The sequence below is a fragment of the Pseudokineococcus lusitanus genome (assembly GCF_003751265.1).
GTDB classification, from domain to species: domain Bacteria; phylum Actinomycetota; class Actinomycetes; order Actinomycetales; family Quadrisphaeraceae; genus Pseudokineococcus; species Pseudokineococcus lusitanus.
On sequence record NZ_RJKN01000002.1, the window covers coordinates 84,529 to 102,002 of the forward strand.

Annotated in this window: 16 protein-coding genes, 2 tRNA genes and 1 other RNA gene; 9 read left to right on the forward strand and 10 right to left on the reverse strand. The window is 79.6% G+C overall.

From position 1 onward, the window contains the following. The first annotated feature begins 74 nt into the window (after nucleotides 1-74). Entirely contained in the window at nucleotides 75-1,064 is a 990-nt protein-coding gene (locus EDC03_RS03645; RefSeq protein WP_123378874.1) for an ABC transporter ATP-binding protein, read from the forward strand. Further along, complete coding sequence (locus EDC03_RS03650) at nucleotides 1,061-2,170, forward strand: ABC transporter permease (protein ID WP_123378875.1); 1,110 nt, start codon at nucleotides 1,061-1,063, stop codon at nucleotides 2,168-2,170. The genes EDC03_RS03645 and EDC03_RS03650 overlap by 4 nt, the downstream gene beginning before the upstream one ends. A gap of 31 nt (nucleotides 2,171-2,201) precedes the next feature. Here EDC03_RS03650 and recR read toward each other — a convergent pair whose 3' ends face one another. The 4 genes from recR to EDC03_RS03670 all read right to left on the reverse strand — a co-directional run bounded on the left by recR (nucleotide 2,202) and on the right by EDC03_RS03670 (nucleotide 8,009). Beyond that, the gene (recR, locus tag EDC03_RS03655; RefSeq protein WP_123378876.1) at nucleotides 2,202-2,801 is read right to left on the reverse strand and encodes a recombination mediator RecR; all 600 of its coding nucleotides are present in this window, start codon (nucleotides 2,799-2,801) and stop codon (nucleotides 2,202-2,204) included. A gap of 9 nt (nucleotides 2,802-2,810) precedes the next feature. After that, nucleotides 2,811-3,563 carry a GntR family transcriptional regulator gene (locus EDC03_RS03660; RefSeq protein WP_123378877.1) on the reverse strand — a complete coding sequence of 251 codons (753 nt, stop codon included), beginning with the start codon at nucleotides 3,561-3,563 and terminating at the stop codon, nucleotides 2,811-2,813. Continuing rightward, nucleotides 3,500-4,513 (reverse strand): EamA family transporter, encoded by a 1,014-nt coding sequence (locus EDC03_RS03665; protein ID WP_123378878.1) that lies wholly within the window; start codon nucleotides 4,511-4,513, stop codon nucleotides 3,500-3,502. Before EDC03_RS03665 ends, EDC03_RS03660 begins: the two co-directional genes overlap by 64 nt. A gap of 523 nt (nucleotides 4,514-5,036) precedes the next feature. After that, on the reverse strand, nucleotides 5,037-8,009 hold the full coding sequence (locus tag EDC03_RS03670; protein WP_199719917.1) for a DNA polymerase III subunit gamma and tau: 2,973 nt from the start codon (nucleotides 8,007-8,009) through the stop codon (nucleotides 5,037-5,039). Nucleotides 8,010-8,112: 103 nt separating this feature from the next. Here EDC03_RS03670 and EDC03_RS03675 point away from each other — a divergent pair, with 103 nt between their 5' ends. Then, nucleotides 8,113-9,933 carry an ABC transporter ATP-binding protein gene (locus EDC03_RS03675; protein ID WP_199719918.1) on the forward strand — a complete coding sequence of 607 codons (1,821 nt, stop codon included), beginning with the start codon at nucleotides 8,113-8,115 and terminating at the stop codon, nucleotides 9,931-9,933. Nucleotides 9,934-9,962: 29 nt separating this feature from the next. On the opposite strand, the gene ffs is transcribed toward EDC03_RS03675, so the two are convergent. Beyond that, an RNA gene (gene ffs, locus EDC03_RS03680) (signal recognition particle sRNA small type) lies at nucleotides 9,963-10,059 on the reverse strand. 83 nt (nucleotides 10,060-10,142) lie between these two features. Here ffs and EDC03_RS03685 point away from each other — a divergent pair. From EDC03_RS03685 to EDC03_RS03710, 5 genes are all read left to right on the forward strand, one after another. Then, nucleotides 10,143-10,228, forward strand: a tRNA-Ser gene (locus tag EDC03_RS03685). A 121-nt stretch (nucleotides 10,229-10,349) separates the two neighbouring features. Further along, entirely contained in the window at nucleotides 10,350-10,580 is a 231-nt protein-coding gene (locus EDC03_RS03690) for a hypothetical protein (protein ID WP_123378879.1), read from the forward strand. A 102-nt stretch (nucleotides 10,581-10,682) separates the two neighbouring features. Then, nucleotides 10,683-10,982 (forward strand): type II toxin-antitoxin system VapB family antitoxin, encoded by a 300-nt coding sequence (locus EDC03_RS03695; protein ID WP_123378880.1) that lies wholly within the window; start codon nucleotides 10,683-10,685, stop codon nucleotides 10,980-10,982. A gap of 1 nt (nucleotide 10,983) precedes the next feature. After that, nucleotides 10,984-11,619 (forward strand): LytR C-terminal domain-containing protein, encoded by a 636-nt coding sequence (locus tag EDC03_RS03705; protein WP_158674192.1) that lies wholly within the window; start codon nucleotides 10,984-10,986, stop codon nucleotides 11,617-11,619. Between the two features lies 1 nt (nucleotide 11,620). After that, entirely contained in the window at nucleotides 11,621-12,058 is a 438-nt protein-coding gene (locus EDC03_RS03710; protein ID WP_123378881.1) for a hypothetical protein, read from the forward strand. On the opposite strand, the gene pdxR is transcribed toward EDC03_RS03710, so the two are convergent. Continuing rightward, on the reverse strand, nucleotides 11,944-13,437 hold the full coding sequence (gene pdxR / locus EDC03_RS03715) for a MocR-like pyridoxine biosynthesis transcription factor PdxR (protein WP_123378882.1): 1,494 nt from the start codon (nucleotides 13,435-13,437) through the stop codon (nucleotides 11,944-11,946). The two genes, EDC03_RS03710 and pdxR, sit on opposite strands and share 115 nt — an antisense overlap. A 99-nt stretch (nucleotides 13,438-13,536) precedes the next feature. Here pdxR and EDC03_RS03720 point away from each other — a divergent pair, with 99 nt between their 5' ends. Continuing rightward, nucleotides 13,537-14,232, forward strand: a complete 696-nt coding sequence (locus EDC03_RS03720) for a pyridoxamine 5'-phosphate oxidase family protein (RefSeq protein ID WP_241967020.1) — start codon at nucleotides 13,537-13,539, stop codon at nucleotides 14,230-14,232. On the opposite strand, the gene EDC03_RS03725 is transcribed toward EDC03_RS03720, so the two are convergent. From EDC03_RS03725 to EDC03_RS03740, 4 genes are all read right to left on the reverse strand, one after another. Continuing rightward, nucleotides 14,208-15,299: a calcium/sodium antiporter gene (locus EDC03_RS03725; RefSeq protein WP_199719919.1), complete on the reverse strand. Its 1,092-nt coding sequence runs from the start codon at nucleotides 15,297-15,299 to the stop codon at nucleotides 14,208-14,210. The genes EDC03_RS03720 and EDC03_RS03725 overlap by 25 nt on opposite strands. A gap of 161 nt (nucleotides 15,300-15,460) precedes the next feature. Beyond that, nucleotides 15,461-15,550: transfer RNA gene (locus tag EDC03_RS03730), tRNA-Ser, on the reverse strand. 135 nt (nucleotides 15,551-15,685) lie between these two features. Next, entirely contained in the window at nucleotides 15,686-16,807 is a 1,122-nt protein-coding gene (locus EDC03_RS03735) for a winged helix DNA-binding domain-containing protein (RefSeq protein ID WP_199719920.1), read from the reverse strand. Nucleotides 16,808-16,930: 123 nt separating this feature from the next. Next, entirely contained in the window at nucleotides 16,931-17,428 is a 498-nt protein-coding gene (locus EDC03_RS03740; RefSeq protein WP_123378884.1) for a nucleoside deaminase, read from the reverse strand. Nucleotides 17,429-17,474: the final 46 nt, after the last annotated feature.

Sequence of the window (17,474 nt, forward strand, 5' to 3'; positions counted from 1 at the left end):
CGGGGCGCCCGGCCAGCGGGACGGCATGTCGCGCACCCCTCCCCACGGCGGTGGCCGAGGGCTAGCGTCCGGCCATGGCGACGACGCGCTGGCCCGACCCGGCCCCTCCCGCGGCGCCGCGCCCGGGCGGCGGCGGGCTCGTGGCCCACGACGTCGCCCGCTCCTTCCGCGGCCGCGTGGCCGTGGTCGCCGCCGACCTCGTCGTCCCGCCCGGCTCCGTCACCGCGCTCGTCGGCCCCAACGGCGCGGGCAAGACGACGCTGCTGCTCGTCCTCGCGGGCCTCCTCGCCCCCGACCGCGGGTCGGTGACGCTCGACGGCGTCGACCTCGTGGCCGACCCCGTCGGCGCGCGCGCCCGGACGGGGTGGATGCCCGACTCCCTCGGCTCGTGGGACTCGCTCACCGCCCGCGAGCTGCTCGCGACGATGGCGGACGCCCACCGCCTGCCCCGCGCCGCGTCGGCCGCGCGCGTCGCCGAGCTCCTCGCGCTCGTCCACCTCGAGGACCTCGCCGACGCCCCCGCCCACGTGCTGTCCCGCGGCCAGAAGCAGCGGCTCGGGCTGGCCCGCGCCCTCGTCCACTCCCCCGCGGTGCTCCTCCTCGACGAGCCGGCGTCCGGGCTCGACCCGCGCTCGCGCGTCGAGCTGCGGGACACCCTGCGCCGCCTCGCCGGCGAGGGGGTGGCGGTCCTCGTCTCGTCGCACGTGCTCGGCGAGCTCGACGAGCTGGCCGACCGCGCCGTCCTCATGAACGGCGGCCGCACCGTCGACGTGCTGGAGGACGTCGGCGTCGGCGGGCTCGGCAGCGATGTCCCGGGGTCGCGGCCGCGGCCCTGGCGGGTGCGGGCCCTCGAGCCGGCGCAGCTGCTCGCGGCGCTGGAGGGCCGGGGGCTGCGGCCGCGGCCGGCGGAGGGCGGGATCGACGTCGTCGTCCCCGACGAGGAGTCCGCCGCCCGGCTGCTGGCCGGCCTCGTGGCCGACGGCGTCGGCGTCGTGTCCTTCGCCCCGGCGACGGGGCTGCTGGAGCAGGCCTACCTGGAGCTCGACGAGGGGAGCCGGCGGTGACCGACCTCGACCAGCGGCCCGCGACGGCGTCCGCGCCGCGCCGTCGCCCGGACCTGCGGGTGTCCGCCCGCGGCGTCCGCACCGTCGCCCGCCTCGAGCTGCGCCAGCGGCTGCGCGCCACGCGCTGGCTCGTCGTCCTGCTCGTGTGGGTCGGCGTCCTCGTCGGCGTCAGCGCCCTCGTCCACGCGGCCGCCGTCTCCTCGGGCGCCGAGGACGAGGTCGGCTCGCTCCTCTTCTCGGCCGTCGCCTTCCTCGTGCTCGGCATGGGCCTGCTCGTCGTGCCGGCGCTCACCTCGACGAGCATCAACGGCGACCGCGCCGCCGGGGTGCTGGCCCCGCTGCAGGTGACGCTGCTCAGCCCTCTCGACGTCGTCCTCGGCAAGCTCGTCACGGCGTGGCTCTGCGCGCTGGCGCTGCTCGCCGCCGCGGCGCCCGTGCTCCTGTGGGCGGTGCTCGCCGGCGGCGAGAGCCTGCTGCGCGGCGCGGTCGTGCTCGTCGTCCTGGCCGTCCTGCTCGGGGCGGTGTGCGCGGTGGGTCTCGGCTGGTCCGCCGTCGTCGCACGGCCCGTGGGCTCGGCCGTGCTCACCTACGTGACGGTCGCCGTCCTCACCCTCCTCGCGCCGCTGCTCTTCGCGCTGACGCTCGTGCTCGTCGAGGAGGACGCGCTCGTCACGGTCCGCGAGCCCACGCGGTACTCCGAGGAGGGCGAGCCGCTGGACTGCGTGCAGCGCACGCAGACCCAGTCGGTCCTGCGCACCGACCGCACGTGGGGCCTGCTCGCCGTCAGCCCCTTCGTCGTCCTGGCCGACGCCGCGCCGCGACCGGTGGACACGACGACGGTCGACGGCGTCGAGCGCTTCGACCCGCTCTCGGCGGTGCGGACGGGCGTGCGGACCGCGCGCCTCGGACCCTCGTACTCCGAGGACTGGTGCGGCCTCACGACGTACGACGTCCTCGCCGAGCAGGAGGAGGCGGACGCCGCCGGCGCGGTGTGGCCGTGGGGCCTCGGGGCCCTGGTGCTCCTCGGGGCGGGCGCGACGGCGCTGGCCGCGCGGCGCCTGCAGGTGCCCTACGCCGTGCTGCCCCGCGGGACGCGGGTGGCCTGAGGGGTCCCGGCCGGCCCGGGCGGGGGCCGCGTCAGACGTCGAGCAGCCGCCGGCCCTCGAAGGCGCGGCCGAGGGTGACCTCGTCGGCGTACTCGAGGTCGCCGCCGACGGGCAGGCCGGACGCGAGCCGCGTGACGCGCAGCCCCATCGGCTTGCAGAGGCGGGCCAGGTACGTCGCCGTCGCCTCGCCCTCCAGGTTGGGGTCCGTGGCGATGATGATCTCGGTGACCTCGCCCGAGGCGAGGCGGGTCATGAGCTCCCGCATCCGCAGGTCGTCCGGGCCGACGCCCTCGATGGGGCTGATGGCCCCGCCGAGCACGTGGTACCGGCCGCGGAACTCGCGGGTGCGCTCGACGGCGACGACGTCCTTGGGCTCCTCGACGACGCAGATGACGGAGCCGTCGCGCCGCTCGTCGAGGCAGATGCGGCAGCGCTCGGCCTCGGCGACGTTGCCGCAGACGGCGCAGAAGCGGACGCGGCGCTTGACCTCGGTGAGGGCCGTCGCGAGGCGCTCGACGTCCTCGGCGTCCGAGGCGAGGAGGTGGAAGGCGATGCGCTGCGCGCTCTTGGGGCCGACGCCGGGCAGCCGCCCGAGCTCCTCGACCAGGTCCTGGACCGCGCCCTCGTACACGTGGCGAGACTACGCGCGCCCCGGGCCGCCGCCCGCCCCCGCCGCGAGGCGGACGACGGTGTCGTCGAGGTGCTCGCGGACGGCCGCCGCCCCGCGCACCGGCAGGTCCGCCAGCAGGGCCGCGTGCTGGGCGGCGAGCTCGCCCGGCCGGTAGACGTGCCGGGCGTGCAGCAGGAGGAGGTCCATCTCGTCGGCGATCTGCTCGTGCGCCGCGGTGATGCGCGGGCTGCCCGCCGCCGCGACGAGCGCGCGGTGCAGCGCCGAGTGGGCCCGCTCGACCGCGCGCCACGCGGTGGCGTCGTCGCGGTCGGCGGGGTCGGCGCGGTCGGCGGGGGCGGCGTGGTCGGCGGGGTCGGCGGGGCGGTCGCCCGCCGCGCGCTCGGCGGCGGCGAGCTCCGCCACGCACGCCTCGAGCGGCGCGAGCACCTCGGGCGGCCAGCCGTCGGGGTGCCGGCGGACGAGGACCTCCACGGCCTCGCACTCCAGCGCCCGCCGCAGGTCCTGCAGCGCCACGGCCTGCTCGACGTCGAACGAGGTGACGGCGGTGCCGCGGTAGGGCTCGGAGCGGACGAGGCCCGTGGCCCCCAGGCGGGCGAGCGCCGTCCGGACGGTGTGGCGGCTGGCGCCGAAGCGCTCGGCGAGGGCCTCCTCGCGGAGCGCCTGCCCGGGCGTCGCGCGGCCGAGGAGGATCTCCTCCCTCAGCGCGGCGGCGATGCGGGCGACGGCGGTGCCGCCGCCGCGGGGACCTCCGGCGTCGTCCATGGCGCGCCATCCTCCCCGTCGCCCGCCGCCGTCGGGACGGGCGCCCCCTCGGCGACCGGCCGGCGGCCCGCGAGCGCGAGGACGCCGAGGGCCGCGGCCACGAGGACGAGCCCCGCGACGCCGGTCCCCGTGACGCGCTCCCCCAGCACGACGAGCCCGAGCGCCGCGGCGACGACGGGCTCGGCGAGGGTCAGCGTGGCCGCCGTCGCCGCGCCCACCCCGGCGAGGCCGCGCACGAAGAGGGCGTAGGCGAGCGTCGTCGTCGCCAGGCCGAGCCAGAGGACGGCGACGAGCGAGGGGACGTCGACGACGACGACGGGCCGCGTCAGCGCGAGCTGCAGGGCGCCGACGGCACCGGCCCCGCCGAAGACCGCGCCGACGGCGTCCAGCGGCGCCCATCCCCGGTCGAGCAGCGCCTTCGTCGCGACGGTGAGGACCGCGTAGGCCGTGCCGGCGGCGACGGACGCCAGCAGCCCGAGGGGCGCGACCCCGCCCGCGGCCCCCGACGGCCCGCCGGGCAGGCCGAGCAGCACGAGCCCGACGACGGCGACGCCGGTCGCGACGAGCCACGGCCGGCTCCACGGCCGACCGGTGAGCAGCCGCTCGAGGACCCCGGCGACGAGCGGCCCGGCCCCGAGCGCGACGACCGTGCCGACCGCGACGCCGTTGGCCTGCACCCCCGTGAAGAAGGCCGGCTGGTACGCCAGCACCGCGAGGGCGCCGAGGGCCACGACGGCGGCGCCTCCCCAGGGCCGTGCTCCCGTGGAGCGGCGGGCGGGGGCCGGTCGGCGACGCCGGGCGACGAGGGCGACGGCCGCCAGCGCCAGCCCCCCGACGGCGACCCGCGCCGCCCCGGCGGCGGCCGGCTCGGCGTCCGGCGCCCCGAGCGCGAGGGACGTCCCGGTGGTGCCGAAGAGCACGGCGGCGGCGAGGACGAGCAGCGCGGGCACGGCGGATTGTTACACAATCCCGTGGACACCGTCGTGCGATGTCGGCAACCCGAGACCCACGTCGCTGCCGACGTCGCGCCCAGGCGCTTCTCGAAACCCACTTCGCTGCCGAAGTCGCGTGAAAGCGCCCCCACGGACCCACTTCGCTGCCGAAGTCGCTTCTGAGCGCCCCTCGGGCCCCACTTCGCTGCCGACGTCGACTGCCGGCGCCCCTCCGGACCGACATCGCTGCCGAAGTCGCTTCTGAGCGCCCCTCGGGGCCCACTTCGCTGCCGAAGTCATTCGTGGCGGGGCACCCGCCGCCCACGTCGCTGCCGACGTCACCACGAGGCGCCCTGCTCACCACCTCGCCGACGGCGTCGCCCGCGGGCCACGGGTCGGCGTCGCGCCGTCACCGGGACGACGCAGCACGGTCCACCCGGACGCGAGCTCGCCCCAGGTGCCCGTCGGGTCGTCGACGTCCGGACGCCGGCTCGCTCGGCTCGCCGACGCCGCCCCGCGCCCGACGAGAGGGCGGAGGCGGTCAGCCCTCGTCGATGACGCGGCCGCCGAGCACCTGCTCGACGAGGCGGGCGCCCACGAGGCTCTCGTCCTCGGCGTCGGCGTCGTCACGGCTGGGGGCGTCGTCGGGGTCCTCGACGACGTCGCCCGCGGCGGCCGGTGCCGCGGGCTCGGCGGACGTCGCCAGCCGGCTGCGGGAGGCCGCGGCGGCCGCGCGGGCCGCGGCCGCGCCGGTGAGGCGGGGCGGCGTGGGCGCGGTCGGCTCCGGCGCGAGCGGCGGGCCGCCCGCCCGGGGACCACCGGGCGCCCCGGCGTCGGCCGACGGGCCGACCGGGGCGACGGCGACCGGCTCACGGACCGCCGGGGCCTCAGCCACGGGAGTCGGCGTCGTCGGCCGCGGGGACGGCTCGTCGCGGTCCGGCGTCGGGGCCTGCTGCTGCTCCTGCGGCGGGGCCGCCGCCCGCTCGCCGGCGTGCCCCTGCGGGCGCGCGGCGGCGGGCGGTGCCGACGGCGCGACGGCGCCGCGGGGGGCGTGGAGGTCCGGGGGCGGGCCGTCCTCCGGCGGGGCGTCGTCGTCCGGCGGCTCGGCCGGCGGCAGGTCGTCCCAGTCGGTCGGGGGCAGCGGACGGCCGCCGCGCGCGGCACCGCGCGAGGAGGAGCCGCGCGCCGCCTGGCCGCGGGACGCGCCGCCCCGGGCCGGCGCACGGCCGGTCCCACCCTGGGCGCGTGCCGGAGCACCGCGGTCGGGCGTCCCGTCCGCGGACGCCGGCTCGGGAGCGCGACGACCACCGGCGGCCGGGGGGTCGTCCTCCCCCGCCGCGGGGGCGGGCGACGGGGGCACCGGCGCGGCAGCGGGAGTAGCCGCGGGCGCGGACGCGGACGCGGACGTCGTCGGCGCGGCCGTGGCCTGGCGGCCCGCGCCGGGGCGCGCCGGCTCGGGCCAGTCGTCCTCGCCCGCGGCGGGAGCCGACGCGGGCGCGGCGGAACGGGCCGCAGGAGGCGTGGACGCCGGGGCGGAGGAGCCGCGTCCGCCCCCGGCCGGGGGTCGCTGCGCGCCCCGGCCGTCGGACGACGACGGCGCACCGGTCGGCGCACCGCCGGGACGGGTCGCCGACGGCGGACGGCCACCGTCCGTCCCGCCCGCGTCGCCGCGGGACCGGCCGCCGTCGCCCGACGAACCACCACCGCGCGGACCGCCGTCGCGGCCCACCGGACGGGAACCGGACGCGCCCGCCGACGAGGGAGGAGCGGCCGGCGGTGCGCCGGGCGTCGCCACCTCGACCGGCAGGTCGAGCCCGAGGACGTCGACGAGCGCGCGGCGGACGACGTCGGCGTGCGGCCCGCTGGCGAAGGTCCGGGCGAGCCCCTCGGACGGCAGCGCGAGGCGGACGGCGCCGCCGGTGACCTCGTGCACCTGGACGTGCTGGCTGACGAGCGACCACGTCGCCCGGCGCAGCGTGCCCACGCGCTCGAGGACGTCGGGCCACATGCGGCGCACGGTGTCGACGTCGCCGCCGGCCGACGACGCGGTGGGCGCGGGCCGGGTCGGCGCGGGGGCGGGCGCCTCGGCCGGCGCCGAGGGGGCGGGCGCCGACGGGGCGGGCGCGGCGGGAGAGGTGGCGGCCGGGGCGGCGGCAGCCACCGGCTCCTCCGCGGGCGCAGGCACCACACGACGGCGCGGCGCCTCGACGGCCGCCTCGTCGGGCGCGGGCGCCGGGGCGGCGGCCGCCGGGGCGGGCGACGGCGCCAGCGGAGCGGCAGCCGTCCCCGTCGGCCCGGTGACGGGCACCCCGAGGCGCCGCTCGAGCCGGTCGACGCGTGCGCCGAGCCCGCGCTCGCCGACGTCGGCGACCGGCAGCAGCAGCCGCGCGCAGAGCAGCTCGAGGTGGAGCCGCGGCGACGTCGCGCCGGTCATCTCGGTGAGGGCGGCGTTGGCGACGTCGGCGGCCCGGCTGAGCTCGGCGAGGCCGAGCAGCTGCGCCTGGCCCTGCATGCGGGCCAGCTGGTCCTCCGGCACCGTGCGCAGCACGGCGCGGGCCCCCTCGCCGGTGGCGCGGACGACGACGAGGTCGCGCAGCCGCTCGAGGAGGTCCTCGACGAAGCGCCGCGGGTCGTGGCCGGAGCCGACGACCCGGTCGACGACGCGGAAGACGCTGCCGCCGTCGCCGGCCGCCAGCGCGTCGACGACGTCGTCGAGGAGGCTGCCGTGCGTGTAGCCGAGCAGGGAGATGGCGCGCTCGTAGTCGACGCCGCCCTCGTCGGCGCCGGCGACGAGCTGGTCGAGCACCGAGAGGGAGTCGCGGACCGAACCGGCGCCGGCGCGCACGACGAGGGGCAGCACGCCCTTGCCGACGGGCACGCCCTCGACCTCGGCCAGGTGCTCGAGGTAGCCGAGCAGCACCTCGGGCGGCACGAGCCGGAAGGGGTAGTGGTGGGTGCGCGAGCGGATGGTGCCGAGCACCTTGTCCGGCTCCGTCGTGGCGAAGACGAAGACGACGTGCTCGGGGGGCTCCTCGACGAGCTTGAGCAGCGCGTTGAAGCCCTGGGACGTGACCATGTGGGCCTCGTCGACGACGAAGACCTTGTAGCGGTCCCGGGCCGGGGCGAACGTGGCGCGCTCGCGGAGCTCGCGGGCGTCGTCGACGCCGCCGTGGCTGGCCGCGTCGATCTCGAGGACGTCGAGGCTCCCCGAGCCGCCGCGGGCCAGCTCGACGCAGCTGGGGCACTGCCCGCACGGGGTGTCCGTGGGCGTCTGCCGCTGCCCGTCGGGCCCGGTGCAGTTGAGGCAGCGGGCGAGGATCCGCGCCGACGTCGTCTTCCCGCAGCCGCGCGGCCCGGAGAAGAGGTACGCGTGGTTGACGCGCCCCGTCCGCAGCGCCTGCATGAGCGGCGCCGTGACGTGCTCCTGGCCGATGACGTCCTCGAAGCTCTCCGGCCGGTAGCGCCGGTACAGCGCGAGCGTCGGCCCGTCCCCGCCTCGTCCACCCGCAGCCACGACGGAGACGGTAGCCGCGCCCGCCGACAGCCGGGACCGGCCCGGTGGACGACGGCGGGCGCCCGCGGCGTCGGCACCCCCGGCGCGGGGCGACCATGGTCGGGTGGCAGACGCGGCGGACGACCGGCAGGGCACGGCGGGCACGGGGTCGGCGCCGCCCGGCGGCGCCCGGCTCGGCCTGCGGGCCCTCGTGCCCTACCTGCGCGAGCACACCCGCGCGCTGGCCCTCGTGGCCGTCGTCTCCCTCGTGGGGGCCGCCGCGTCGCTGGCCCAGCCGCTCCTCGTGCAGCGGATCATCACGGCGGTCTCCGACGGCGCGTCCGTGGCCGGGCCCGCCGCCGTCGCGGTCCTCGTCCTCGTCGTCGCCGCGCTCGTCGGCGGCCTGCAGCAGTACCTCCTGCAGCGCACCGCCGAGGGCGTCGTCCTGTCGACCCGCCGCACGCTCGTCGAGCGGCTGCTCCGGCTGCCCGTCGCCGAGTACGACAGCCGGCGGACCGGCGACCTCATGTCGCGCGTCGGCGCCGACACGACGCTGCTGCGGGCCGTCGTCACGTCCGGCCTCGTCGAGGTCGCCGCCAACGTCCTCGTCGTCGTCGGCGCGCTCGTGGCGATGGCGCTCGTGGACCCCGTCCTGCTGGCCGTGGCGCTGACGGGCGTCCTGCTCGGCGTCGTCGCGGGCGTCTCGGTGGCCCGGCGCGTGCGGGCCCTGTCGCTCGCCGCGCAGACCCGGGTCGGCGAGATGAGCGCCGCCGTCGAGCGCGCGCTCGGCGCCGTCCGCACCATCCGCGCCAGCGGGGCGACGGAGCGCGAGGTGGCCGTCGTCCTCGACCGCGCCCGCGCCGCGCACGACGCCGGCGTCCGGTCGGCCCGGACGAGCGCCGTCGTCTCGCCGGTCATGGTCGTCGCGGTCCAGGGCGCCTTCGTCGCGGTCCTCGCCGTCGGCGGCGCGCGCGTGGCGGCCGGCGCGCTGACGGTCGCCGAGCTCGTCTCCTTCGTCCTCTTCCTCTTCCTCCTCGTCCTGCCGCTCGCGTCCGTCCTCCAGGCGTACACGCTCCTGCAGCAGGGCCTCGGCGCGCTGACCCGGATCGAGGAGGTCGTCGCGCTCCCGCTCGAGGACGACGACGCCCCGGCGGCGCGCGCCCCCGTCGTCGCCCGGCCGCGCGCGCCGTCCACCGCCCCCACGCCGACGGTGCCGCTGCTCGAGCTGTCCCGGGTCTCCTTCACCTACCCCGACGGCACCGAGGTGCTGCGCGACGTCGACCTCGTCGTCCCGCACGGCTCCCGCACGGCGCTCGTGGGCCCGTCCGGCGCCGGCAAGTCGACGCTGCTGCAGCTCGTCGAGCGCTTCCACGACGTCACCGGCGGGGAGCTCCGCCTCGACGGCACGGACGTCCGGGCCCTCCCGCGCGACGCCGTCCGGCGCCGGCTCGGCTACGTCGAGCAGGACGCGCCCGTCCTGGCCGGGACGCTGGCCGACAACCTCCGGCTCGCGGCCCCCGATGCCGACGACCGCGCGCTGCACGACGTCCTCGCGGCGGTCCGCCTCACCGGCCTCGTGGAGCGCTCGCCCGAGGGCCTGGCGGCCGAGGTCGGCGAGGAGGGCGTGCGCCTGTCGGGCGGCGAGCGCCAGCGGCTGGCCATCGCCCGCTCGCTGCTGGCCCGCCCCGAGCTGCTGCTGCTCGACGAGCCGACGGCGAGCCTCGACGCGCGCAGCGAGCAGGCGCTGCGGGAGGCGCTCGCGACGGCGGCGCGGGCGAGCACGCTGCTCGTCGTGGCGCACCGGCTCTCGACGGTCGTCGACTCCGACCAGATCGTCGTGCTCGAGGCGGGCCGGGTGGTCGGCACGGGCACCCACGCGGAGCTGCTGGAGACCTCGCCGCTCTACCGCGACCTCGCGACGGCGCAGCTGCTCGTCGCGCGCTGAGCGCGGCCGTCGGGCCCGGCGGGCGGGACGCAGAGGACCCCCCGCGCACCCGCCAGAGCCTGCCTGCCCTTGCTGCCTTCCGGCCCTGGGGGAGTTCAGCAGGGTGACGCCACGCGAGGGGCCGGGCGCCACTGTAGGGGACGCACGCGGAGGCCGTCGCCCCTCCCTGCGGGCGCGAGCGGTGCCGGACCTGGGCTAGGCTCCTCCGCGGAGGATTCGCCTAGTGGCCTATGGCGCACGCTTGGAAAGCGTGTTGGGGAGACCCTCGGGGGTTCGAATCCCCCATCCTCCGCCAGGGCGTCCGCGCCCCGAAGGCCCCGCCCCGGCGGGGCCTTCGTCGTCCCGGGGCACCCGGACGGCCGACCCGCCGGGACTGCTGCGACCCGTTGTCGGACCCCCGTGGCACCGTTCCGGCCATGACCACCACCTCCTCCCGCACCCGTGCGCGCGCCGCGGCCGACGCCGCCGGGGAGCTCCGCTGGGCCGCCGCCCTCGACGACGCCGACTGCGCCGTCTGCGGCACCGCCGTCCCCCACGAGCTCGTCGAGTGCGTCGACGGGCACGGCGACGACTGCCCCGACGTCGTGTGCACCGCCTGCGGCGCCGTCGCCGTGACCGCCCGGAGCCCGCTCGCCCGCGCGTCCTGACCCGTCCCGGCCGGTCCGCCGGTCGAGGCCCGCGGGCGGGGCGGCACCGCCGTCCGCGCGGCGCACCGCCGGGCCGGCCGTCCCACCGCCTACGCTGCGCCGGTGATCTTCCGGTCGGTGGGCGAGGGGCGCCCCTACCCCGACCACGGCCGTACCCGGACGCGCGACTGGTCCGAGGTGCCGCCCCGGCAGGTCCGCCTCGAGCACCTCGTGACGACGCGCAGGACGCTCGACCTCGACGCGCTGCTGGCCGAGGACTCCACCTTCTACGGCGACCTCTTCGCGCACGTCGTCGAGTGGCGAGGGGTCATGTACCTCGAGGACGGCCTCCACCGTGCCGTCCGCGCCGCCCTGCACCAGCGCCCCACGCTGCACGCGCGCGTGCTGGTCCTGGAGGACTGACATGGCCCGACCCGCCACCCAGCCCACGGACCCCGGGGCCGCCGTCCGCCGCCGCCGCCGCGCCCGGGCCCGCCAGAGCGCCGTCTTCGTCGCGGTCTTCCTCGTCGTCATCGGCATCGGCATCGGCGCCGCCGGCGTCAACCGCGGGTGGTGGGAGGGCCCCTTCGGCGCGGCCGAGGAGGAGGTCGCCGAGGGCGGCCCCTGCCCCCAGGCCGTCACCGTGCAGGTCGACCCCGCCTCCGTCGAGGTCACCGTCCTCAACGCCACCGGGCGCACCGGCCTCGCCGGCGACGTCACCGCCGAGCTCGTCGCCCGCGGCCTCGCCGTCGGCACGCCCGGCAACGCCGCCTCGGGCACGAGCGTGACCTCGGCGGCGCAGGTGCGCTACGGCCCCGAGGGCGAGCGGGCGGCGCAGGGCCTCGCCAGCATCGTCCCGGGCGCCGAGCTCGTCGCCGACGACGGCCGCCCCGGCACGGCCGTGGACCTCCTGCTCGGCGAGGCCTACGAGTCCCTCGCCCCGGCGGGGTCCCCCCTCACCGCCGTCCAGCAGCCCGACCCGGCGTCGGTGCCCGCCTCGTGCGCCCCGCCGACGACGCCCGCCCCCTCCCCGGCGCCCAGCGCGGCGCCGACGTCCTGACGTGGGCGCCCGCCCGCCCGTCGGCGGGCCCGGTCCCGCCGACGACGCGCCCCCGGAGGACGACCGGCCCGCCGACCCGACGCCGGCCCCGAGCGCCCGGGACCTCGTCCGCGGACGGCGGCGGGCGCCGCGGCGGGCCGACCCGGGCGGCCGGCAGCACCACATCGGCGACGCCCCGGCCCGCATGCCGGTCCTCCGCCCGGACGGGACGACGGGGACGACCCGGACGTCCGTCGTGCAGCTGAGGTCGGCGCACGCCGCGCGCCTGGCCGCGCTGGAGGCCGAGCTCGAGGCCGAGATGCGCGCCGAGGCGGCCGCCGGTCGCTACGAGGAGGCGGCGGTCGCCCGCGACGAGCTCGCGGCCGTACGGGCCGAGGTCGCGGCCCGGGCCGCGAGGGCGGCTCCCTCCCCGGGGCCCGACGGGTCCGCCGCGGGCTGACCCGCCAGCAGACGGCCCAGGGCGGCGAGCGCCCGCGGCAGCTCGGCGGACGACGGCGCCGCCCACCCGACGACGAGCCCGGCCGCCGGCGGCCGCGCCGCGTCGACGGCGCACCCCGCCAGCCCGGCGAGGACCAGCCCGGCGCGCCCGGCCCGCCCGAGGAGCCGCCGCTCGTCCTCCGCCGTCGGCAGGCGCACGACGACGTGGGCGCCGGCGGCGTCGCCGACCGGGACGTGGCCGGCCGCCCGGACCGTGGCGAGGACCAGCTCGCGGCGGGCCGCCAGCTCGCGGCGCAGCCGGCGCAGGTGGCGGGACAGGTCGCCCGACGCCGCCATCGCGGCCAGCACCCGCTGCCCCGCCCGCGGCGGCCGCGTGCCCGTGGCGGTCCGCCGCGCCACGAGCGCCTCGCGCACCGCCGGCGGGGCCACGACCCACCCGGCGCCGAGCGTCGGGCTCACCGTCTTCGACGTCGTCCCGAGGTGGACGACGACGTCCGGGGCCAGCGCGGCCAGCAGGGGCAGCGGGGCGACGTCGTAGCGGAGCTCGCCGTCGTAGTCGTCCTCGAGGACGAGGAAGCCCTCGGCCCGGGCCCGCTCGACGAGCCGCGTCCGCCGGGCCGCGGGCATCCGGCCGCCGAGGGGGAACTGGTGCGCGGGGGTGCAGACGACCGCCGCCACGTCCGGCGGCACCTCGTCCACGACGAGCCCGCCGGCGTCGACACGGACCGGGACCGGCACGCAGCCGGCGGCCCGCAGCGCGCCGACGCTGCGCCGGTACCCCGGGTCCTCCACCGCGACCCGCGCACCGGGCGGCAGGAGCGCCGCCACCTCGGCGACGGCCGCCGACGTGCCCGTCGCCGCGAGGACGTCGTCCGCGGAGGCCGGCAGCCCGCGGTGACGGAGCAGGTGGGTGGCCACGGCCGCCCGGAAGGCGGTGGTCCCCCGCGGGTCCGGCTCGCCGTCGGGCGGCTCGTCGCCGGCCGCCCGCCAGGCCCGGCGCCACGCCGCCCGGTCGAGCACCTCCGTGCACGGCGCCCCCGCGCGCAGGTCGGTCCCCGACGGGCCCGGCGGGGGCGACGACGGCGCGGGCGGGACCGCGGCGGGCCGACGGGCCCGGCCCACCGGCGCGGGCACGTCGACGACGAAGGTCCCGACCCCGCGGCGCCCCTCGACCCAGCCTTCCGCCAGGAGCTGGTCGTAGGCGGCCGCGGCGACGGTGCGGCTCACGCCGAGCACGCGGGCCAGCTCACGGGTCGAGGGCAGCCGGTCGCCGGGCGCCGGCGCACCCGACGCGGCGGCGTCCCGCAGCCCGGCGACGAGCTGCACGGCGAGCGGCTCCGCCGCCGCACGGTCGAGGACGAGGGGCGGGACCTCGGGCACGGGCACCTCCGCGGGCCGACGGCGGGTCGGCCGGTGGCCTGCTGAGAACCCGTCGTCCTGGCCGTCCCAGGATGCCACCGCGGTCGTCACGCTCGTCCCGTGACCACGTCCCCGCCGCTGCCGCCGCTGTCCCCGACCGCCCGCTCGACCGTCCGCCGCGGCGACCGGCGGGCCGTCACCGACCGCACCGCCCTCCACGCCGTCCTCGACGCCGGCCTCGTGGGGCACCTCGGCGTCGTCGTCGACGGCGCCCCGCTCGTGCTGCCGACCGGCTACGCCCGGGTCGGCGAGGTGCTCTACGTCCACGGATCCACCGGCGCCCGGTCGCTGCGGGAGTCCGCCGCGGCGCCGGCGTGCTTCACCGTCACGCTCGTCGACGGCGTCGTCTACGCGCGCTCGGCCTTCCACCACTCGATGAACTACCGGTGCGCCGTCGTCCACGCGGTGCCGCGCGTCGTCGCCGACCCCGCCGAGCACGAGGCGGCGCTCGCGGCGATCACCGAGCACCTCGCGCCCGGCTCGTGGGACCACAGCCGCCGACCGGACCGCCGGGAGGGCGCGGCCACGGCCGTCCTCGCGCTCGACCTCTCCGAGGCGTCGGTCAAGGTCCGCACCGGCCCGCCCGGCGACGAGGAGCGCGACGTCGCGGCGGGCGGCGACGCCGTGTGGGCCGGGGTCCTGCCGCTGCGCACGAGCTGGGGCGAGCCGGAGCCGAGCCCCGACCTGCCGGCCGGGGCGCCCGTGCCGGCCCACGTCCGCGACCGCGCGGGTCAGGTCGCGGGCGCCGCGCCCTGAGCCGTGCGGCGGCGCACCTCGCGCACCAGCGCCACGGCCACCGTCCCGAGGACGACGACGCCGAGCACCGCGGCCGCCCGCACGTAGTCCTCGCGGGCGGGGCTGCCGGTCGCGTCGACGACGAGGTACCCCAGGTAGGTGAGGTAGGCGCCGAGCAGGACGGCGCCGTCACGCCGTCCGAGGCCGCGGCGCACCGCGAGCAGGACGAGGAGCCCGGCGACCGACGCCACCATGACCGGCAGGTCGACGGCCCGGGCGCTCGTGTCGACGGGGACGCCGTCGCCCGCGACGAGCGCCGTCACCCCGAGCACGCCGCCGACGTTGACGACGCAGCTGCCGACGACGTTGCCGACCGCGAGGTCGGCCCGGCCGCCCAGCCCGCCGACGACGCAGATGGCCAGCTCGGGCAGCGACGTGCCGACCGCGACGACGGTCAGCCCCACGAGGAGGTCGTCGACGCCGAGCTGCTCGGCGACCGTGCTCGCCGCGTCGACGAGGACCTGCGAGCCGCCCAGCAGGAGCGCCACCCCGACGACGAGGAGGACGACGTCGCGCACCGTCCTCCCCCGGCCGGCCGGGGTGGCGTCGTCCTCCGGCGCCGCGGCCGTCGTCCGGCGCGAGACGAGCACGGTGCGGACGGTGTACGTGACGAGCACCGCGAGCAGCAGGAGCCCGTCGACGACGCCGACCTCGCCGTCCAGGGCGAGGAGGAGCAGGAGGACGCCGACGCCCACGGCGACCGGCAGGTCGACGCGCAGCACCTGCCGTCCCACGACCAGCGGGGCGACGAGCGCCGCGACGCCGAGGACGAGCAGGACGTTGACGGTGTTGCTGCCGACGACGTTGCCGACCGCGAGCCCCGGTGCGCCCTCCCGGGCGGCGAGCACGGACACCGCCAGCTCGGGGGCGCTCGTGGCGGCCGCGACGACGGTCAGGCCGACGACGAGCGGCGACAGCCCGGCCGCGGTCGCGAGGCCCGAGGCGCCCCGCACGAGCAGCTCGCCGCCGACGAGGAGCAGCACGAGACCCAGCACGAGACCCAGCACGAGGAGGGCGGCGAGCAGCACGGCGGCTCCGGTCGTCGTCGGGTCGCCGTCCCCGGGCCCCCGACGGCGCCCGGAGTCTCCCGGCGCCGCGGTGGGTGCGCACCCGGACGACGGGGCCCGGCGACGCGAGAGCCGGCGCCGCGGGGCTCCCGGGGGAGACCTGCGACGCCGGCTCGTGGCGGTGGCGGTGGCGGTGGGATTTGAACCCACGGAGGAGTTGCCCCCTCACACGCTTTCGAGGCGTGCTCCTTAGGCCGCTCGGACACGCCACCGTGGTGGACCCTACCGGCGCCCCGCCCGGCCGCCCAAACCCGCCCCCGCACGCCCGCGCCCCGGCCGCACCTCGCGGCCGCGGGGCTCCCCACCGGCGCACGACCCGGCCGCACGTCTCGGCCGGGCGGGGGCCGTCAGGCGGGGAGCGCCGCGGACAGCCGCGGGAGGGCCCGCTCGACGGCGGCCGGCAGCGTCGTGAAGGGCGTCACCTCCAGGGCGGGGCCGCGCACGCGGCCGGTGCGGCGCCACGTGCCGACGGCCCGGCCGCCGACGACGACGGTCGGCGCGAAGATCCCGTTGCCGCCGGGGACGACGAGGGGCTCGTGCTCGGCGGCGAGCGTCGCCGTCCGGTCGGCGTAGCCGAGCACCATCTCGTCGAAGCCGGGCAGCAGCCGCGGGCGCCGGGCGGCGGTGCGGGCCCCGTCGAGGAGCGCGGGCGTCGCCGGGTCGAGGAGGTGCTCGACGCCGTCGACGTCGAGGACCTCGAGCGAGGGCCGCGCCAGCGCGAGGCTGGTGCGCACGTCGCCGACCCGCAGGCCCGACCAGCGCACGAGGTCCGCGACCGTCGCCGGGCCGTGGCCGGCGAGGTACCGCCGGGCCAGCTCGCCCAGCGCCTCCTCGCGCGGCAGCCGCCGGGGCTGCGGCACCCACTCGTCGAGCAGGACGAGCCGCTGCTCGTCGCCCTGGCCGCGCGCGGCACCGTCGGGCGGCGCGGCCGGCGGGCCCCAGCAGACGAGCCCGGTGTGGGCGAGGTGCCACAGCAGGTGGTACCCGCGCTGCCCCGGCCCGTCGAGCAGCCCGGCGTCCCGCAGGGCGTCGAGGGCCTCGGCGCGGGTCAGGGACCGCCCGCCCGCCAGCGCCCCGACGAGCACCTCGCGGCCGCGCGCGAAGGCCGCCTCGTCGAGCCCCAGCGCCGCCCGGCGCGACGCGGCCCCGGCGAGGGTGCGCTCCGCGGTCAGCCCGAGGAGCCACCCGAGGTCCTCGGCGGCGACGAGGTGGAGCGTGCCCCTCATCGGCCAGGACCGGACGACGGACGCGTCGGCGAGCGCGGCGCGGACGGCGTCCAGCGCCCCGGCGCCCGCGAGGCCGCACCGGAGCGCGACGGCGACGAGCGCCCCGCGGAGGTCCTGCCCCTGCAGGGCCAGCAGGTGCCGGACGGCGTCGGCCGGGCCGGCGGCGGGCGGGCCCGCGAGCCGCTGCGCGACGAGGCGCAGGAGCGCCACCTCGGACGGCCGGACACGCACGCTCGCTGCCACGGCCGGAGCCTCCCGGCTCGGGACGGCCGCGACAAGGTCGCACGTCGCGGGACGTGCACGACGCCGAGGCGCGACATGGCCACACATCGCGGTGGTGGAGTGGCCCCGGGGGCCGCACGAGACCTAGCGCCCCGGGACGACCCCCGTCCACGTGGACAGGTCGACGACCGGGTCGTCTCCCGCCGCGCCCGGTCGCCGCGCGGCGAAGAAGTCGCGCAGCAGCGCGCCGCACTCCTCCTCGCGCACCCCGCCGACGACCTCGACCCGGTGCGGGAGGCGACGGTCGCGGACGACGTCGAGGACCGACCCCGTCGCGCCGGCCTTCGGGTCCCACGCGCCGAGGACCACCCGCCGCACGCGGGCGAGCAGCAGGGCGCCGGCGCACATGGCGCAGGGCTCGAGCGTGACGGCGAGCGTCGCGCCCTCGAGCCGCCAGGTGCCGGCAGCGCGGGCCGCCGCGCGCAGGGCGAGGACCTCGGCGTGCGCCGTCGGGTCGCCGTCGGCCTCGCGCCGGTTGGCCCCCGTGCCGAGCAGCGTGCCGTCGGCCGCCACGACGACGGCCCCGACCGGGACGTCGCCGGACGGGGCCGTCTCCCCGGCGACGTCGAGGGCCAGCCCCACGAGCGCGTGCAGCTCGGCCGGCGAGCCGGGGTGGAGCCCGGCGAGA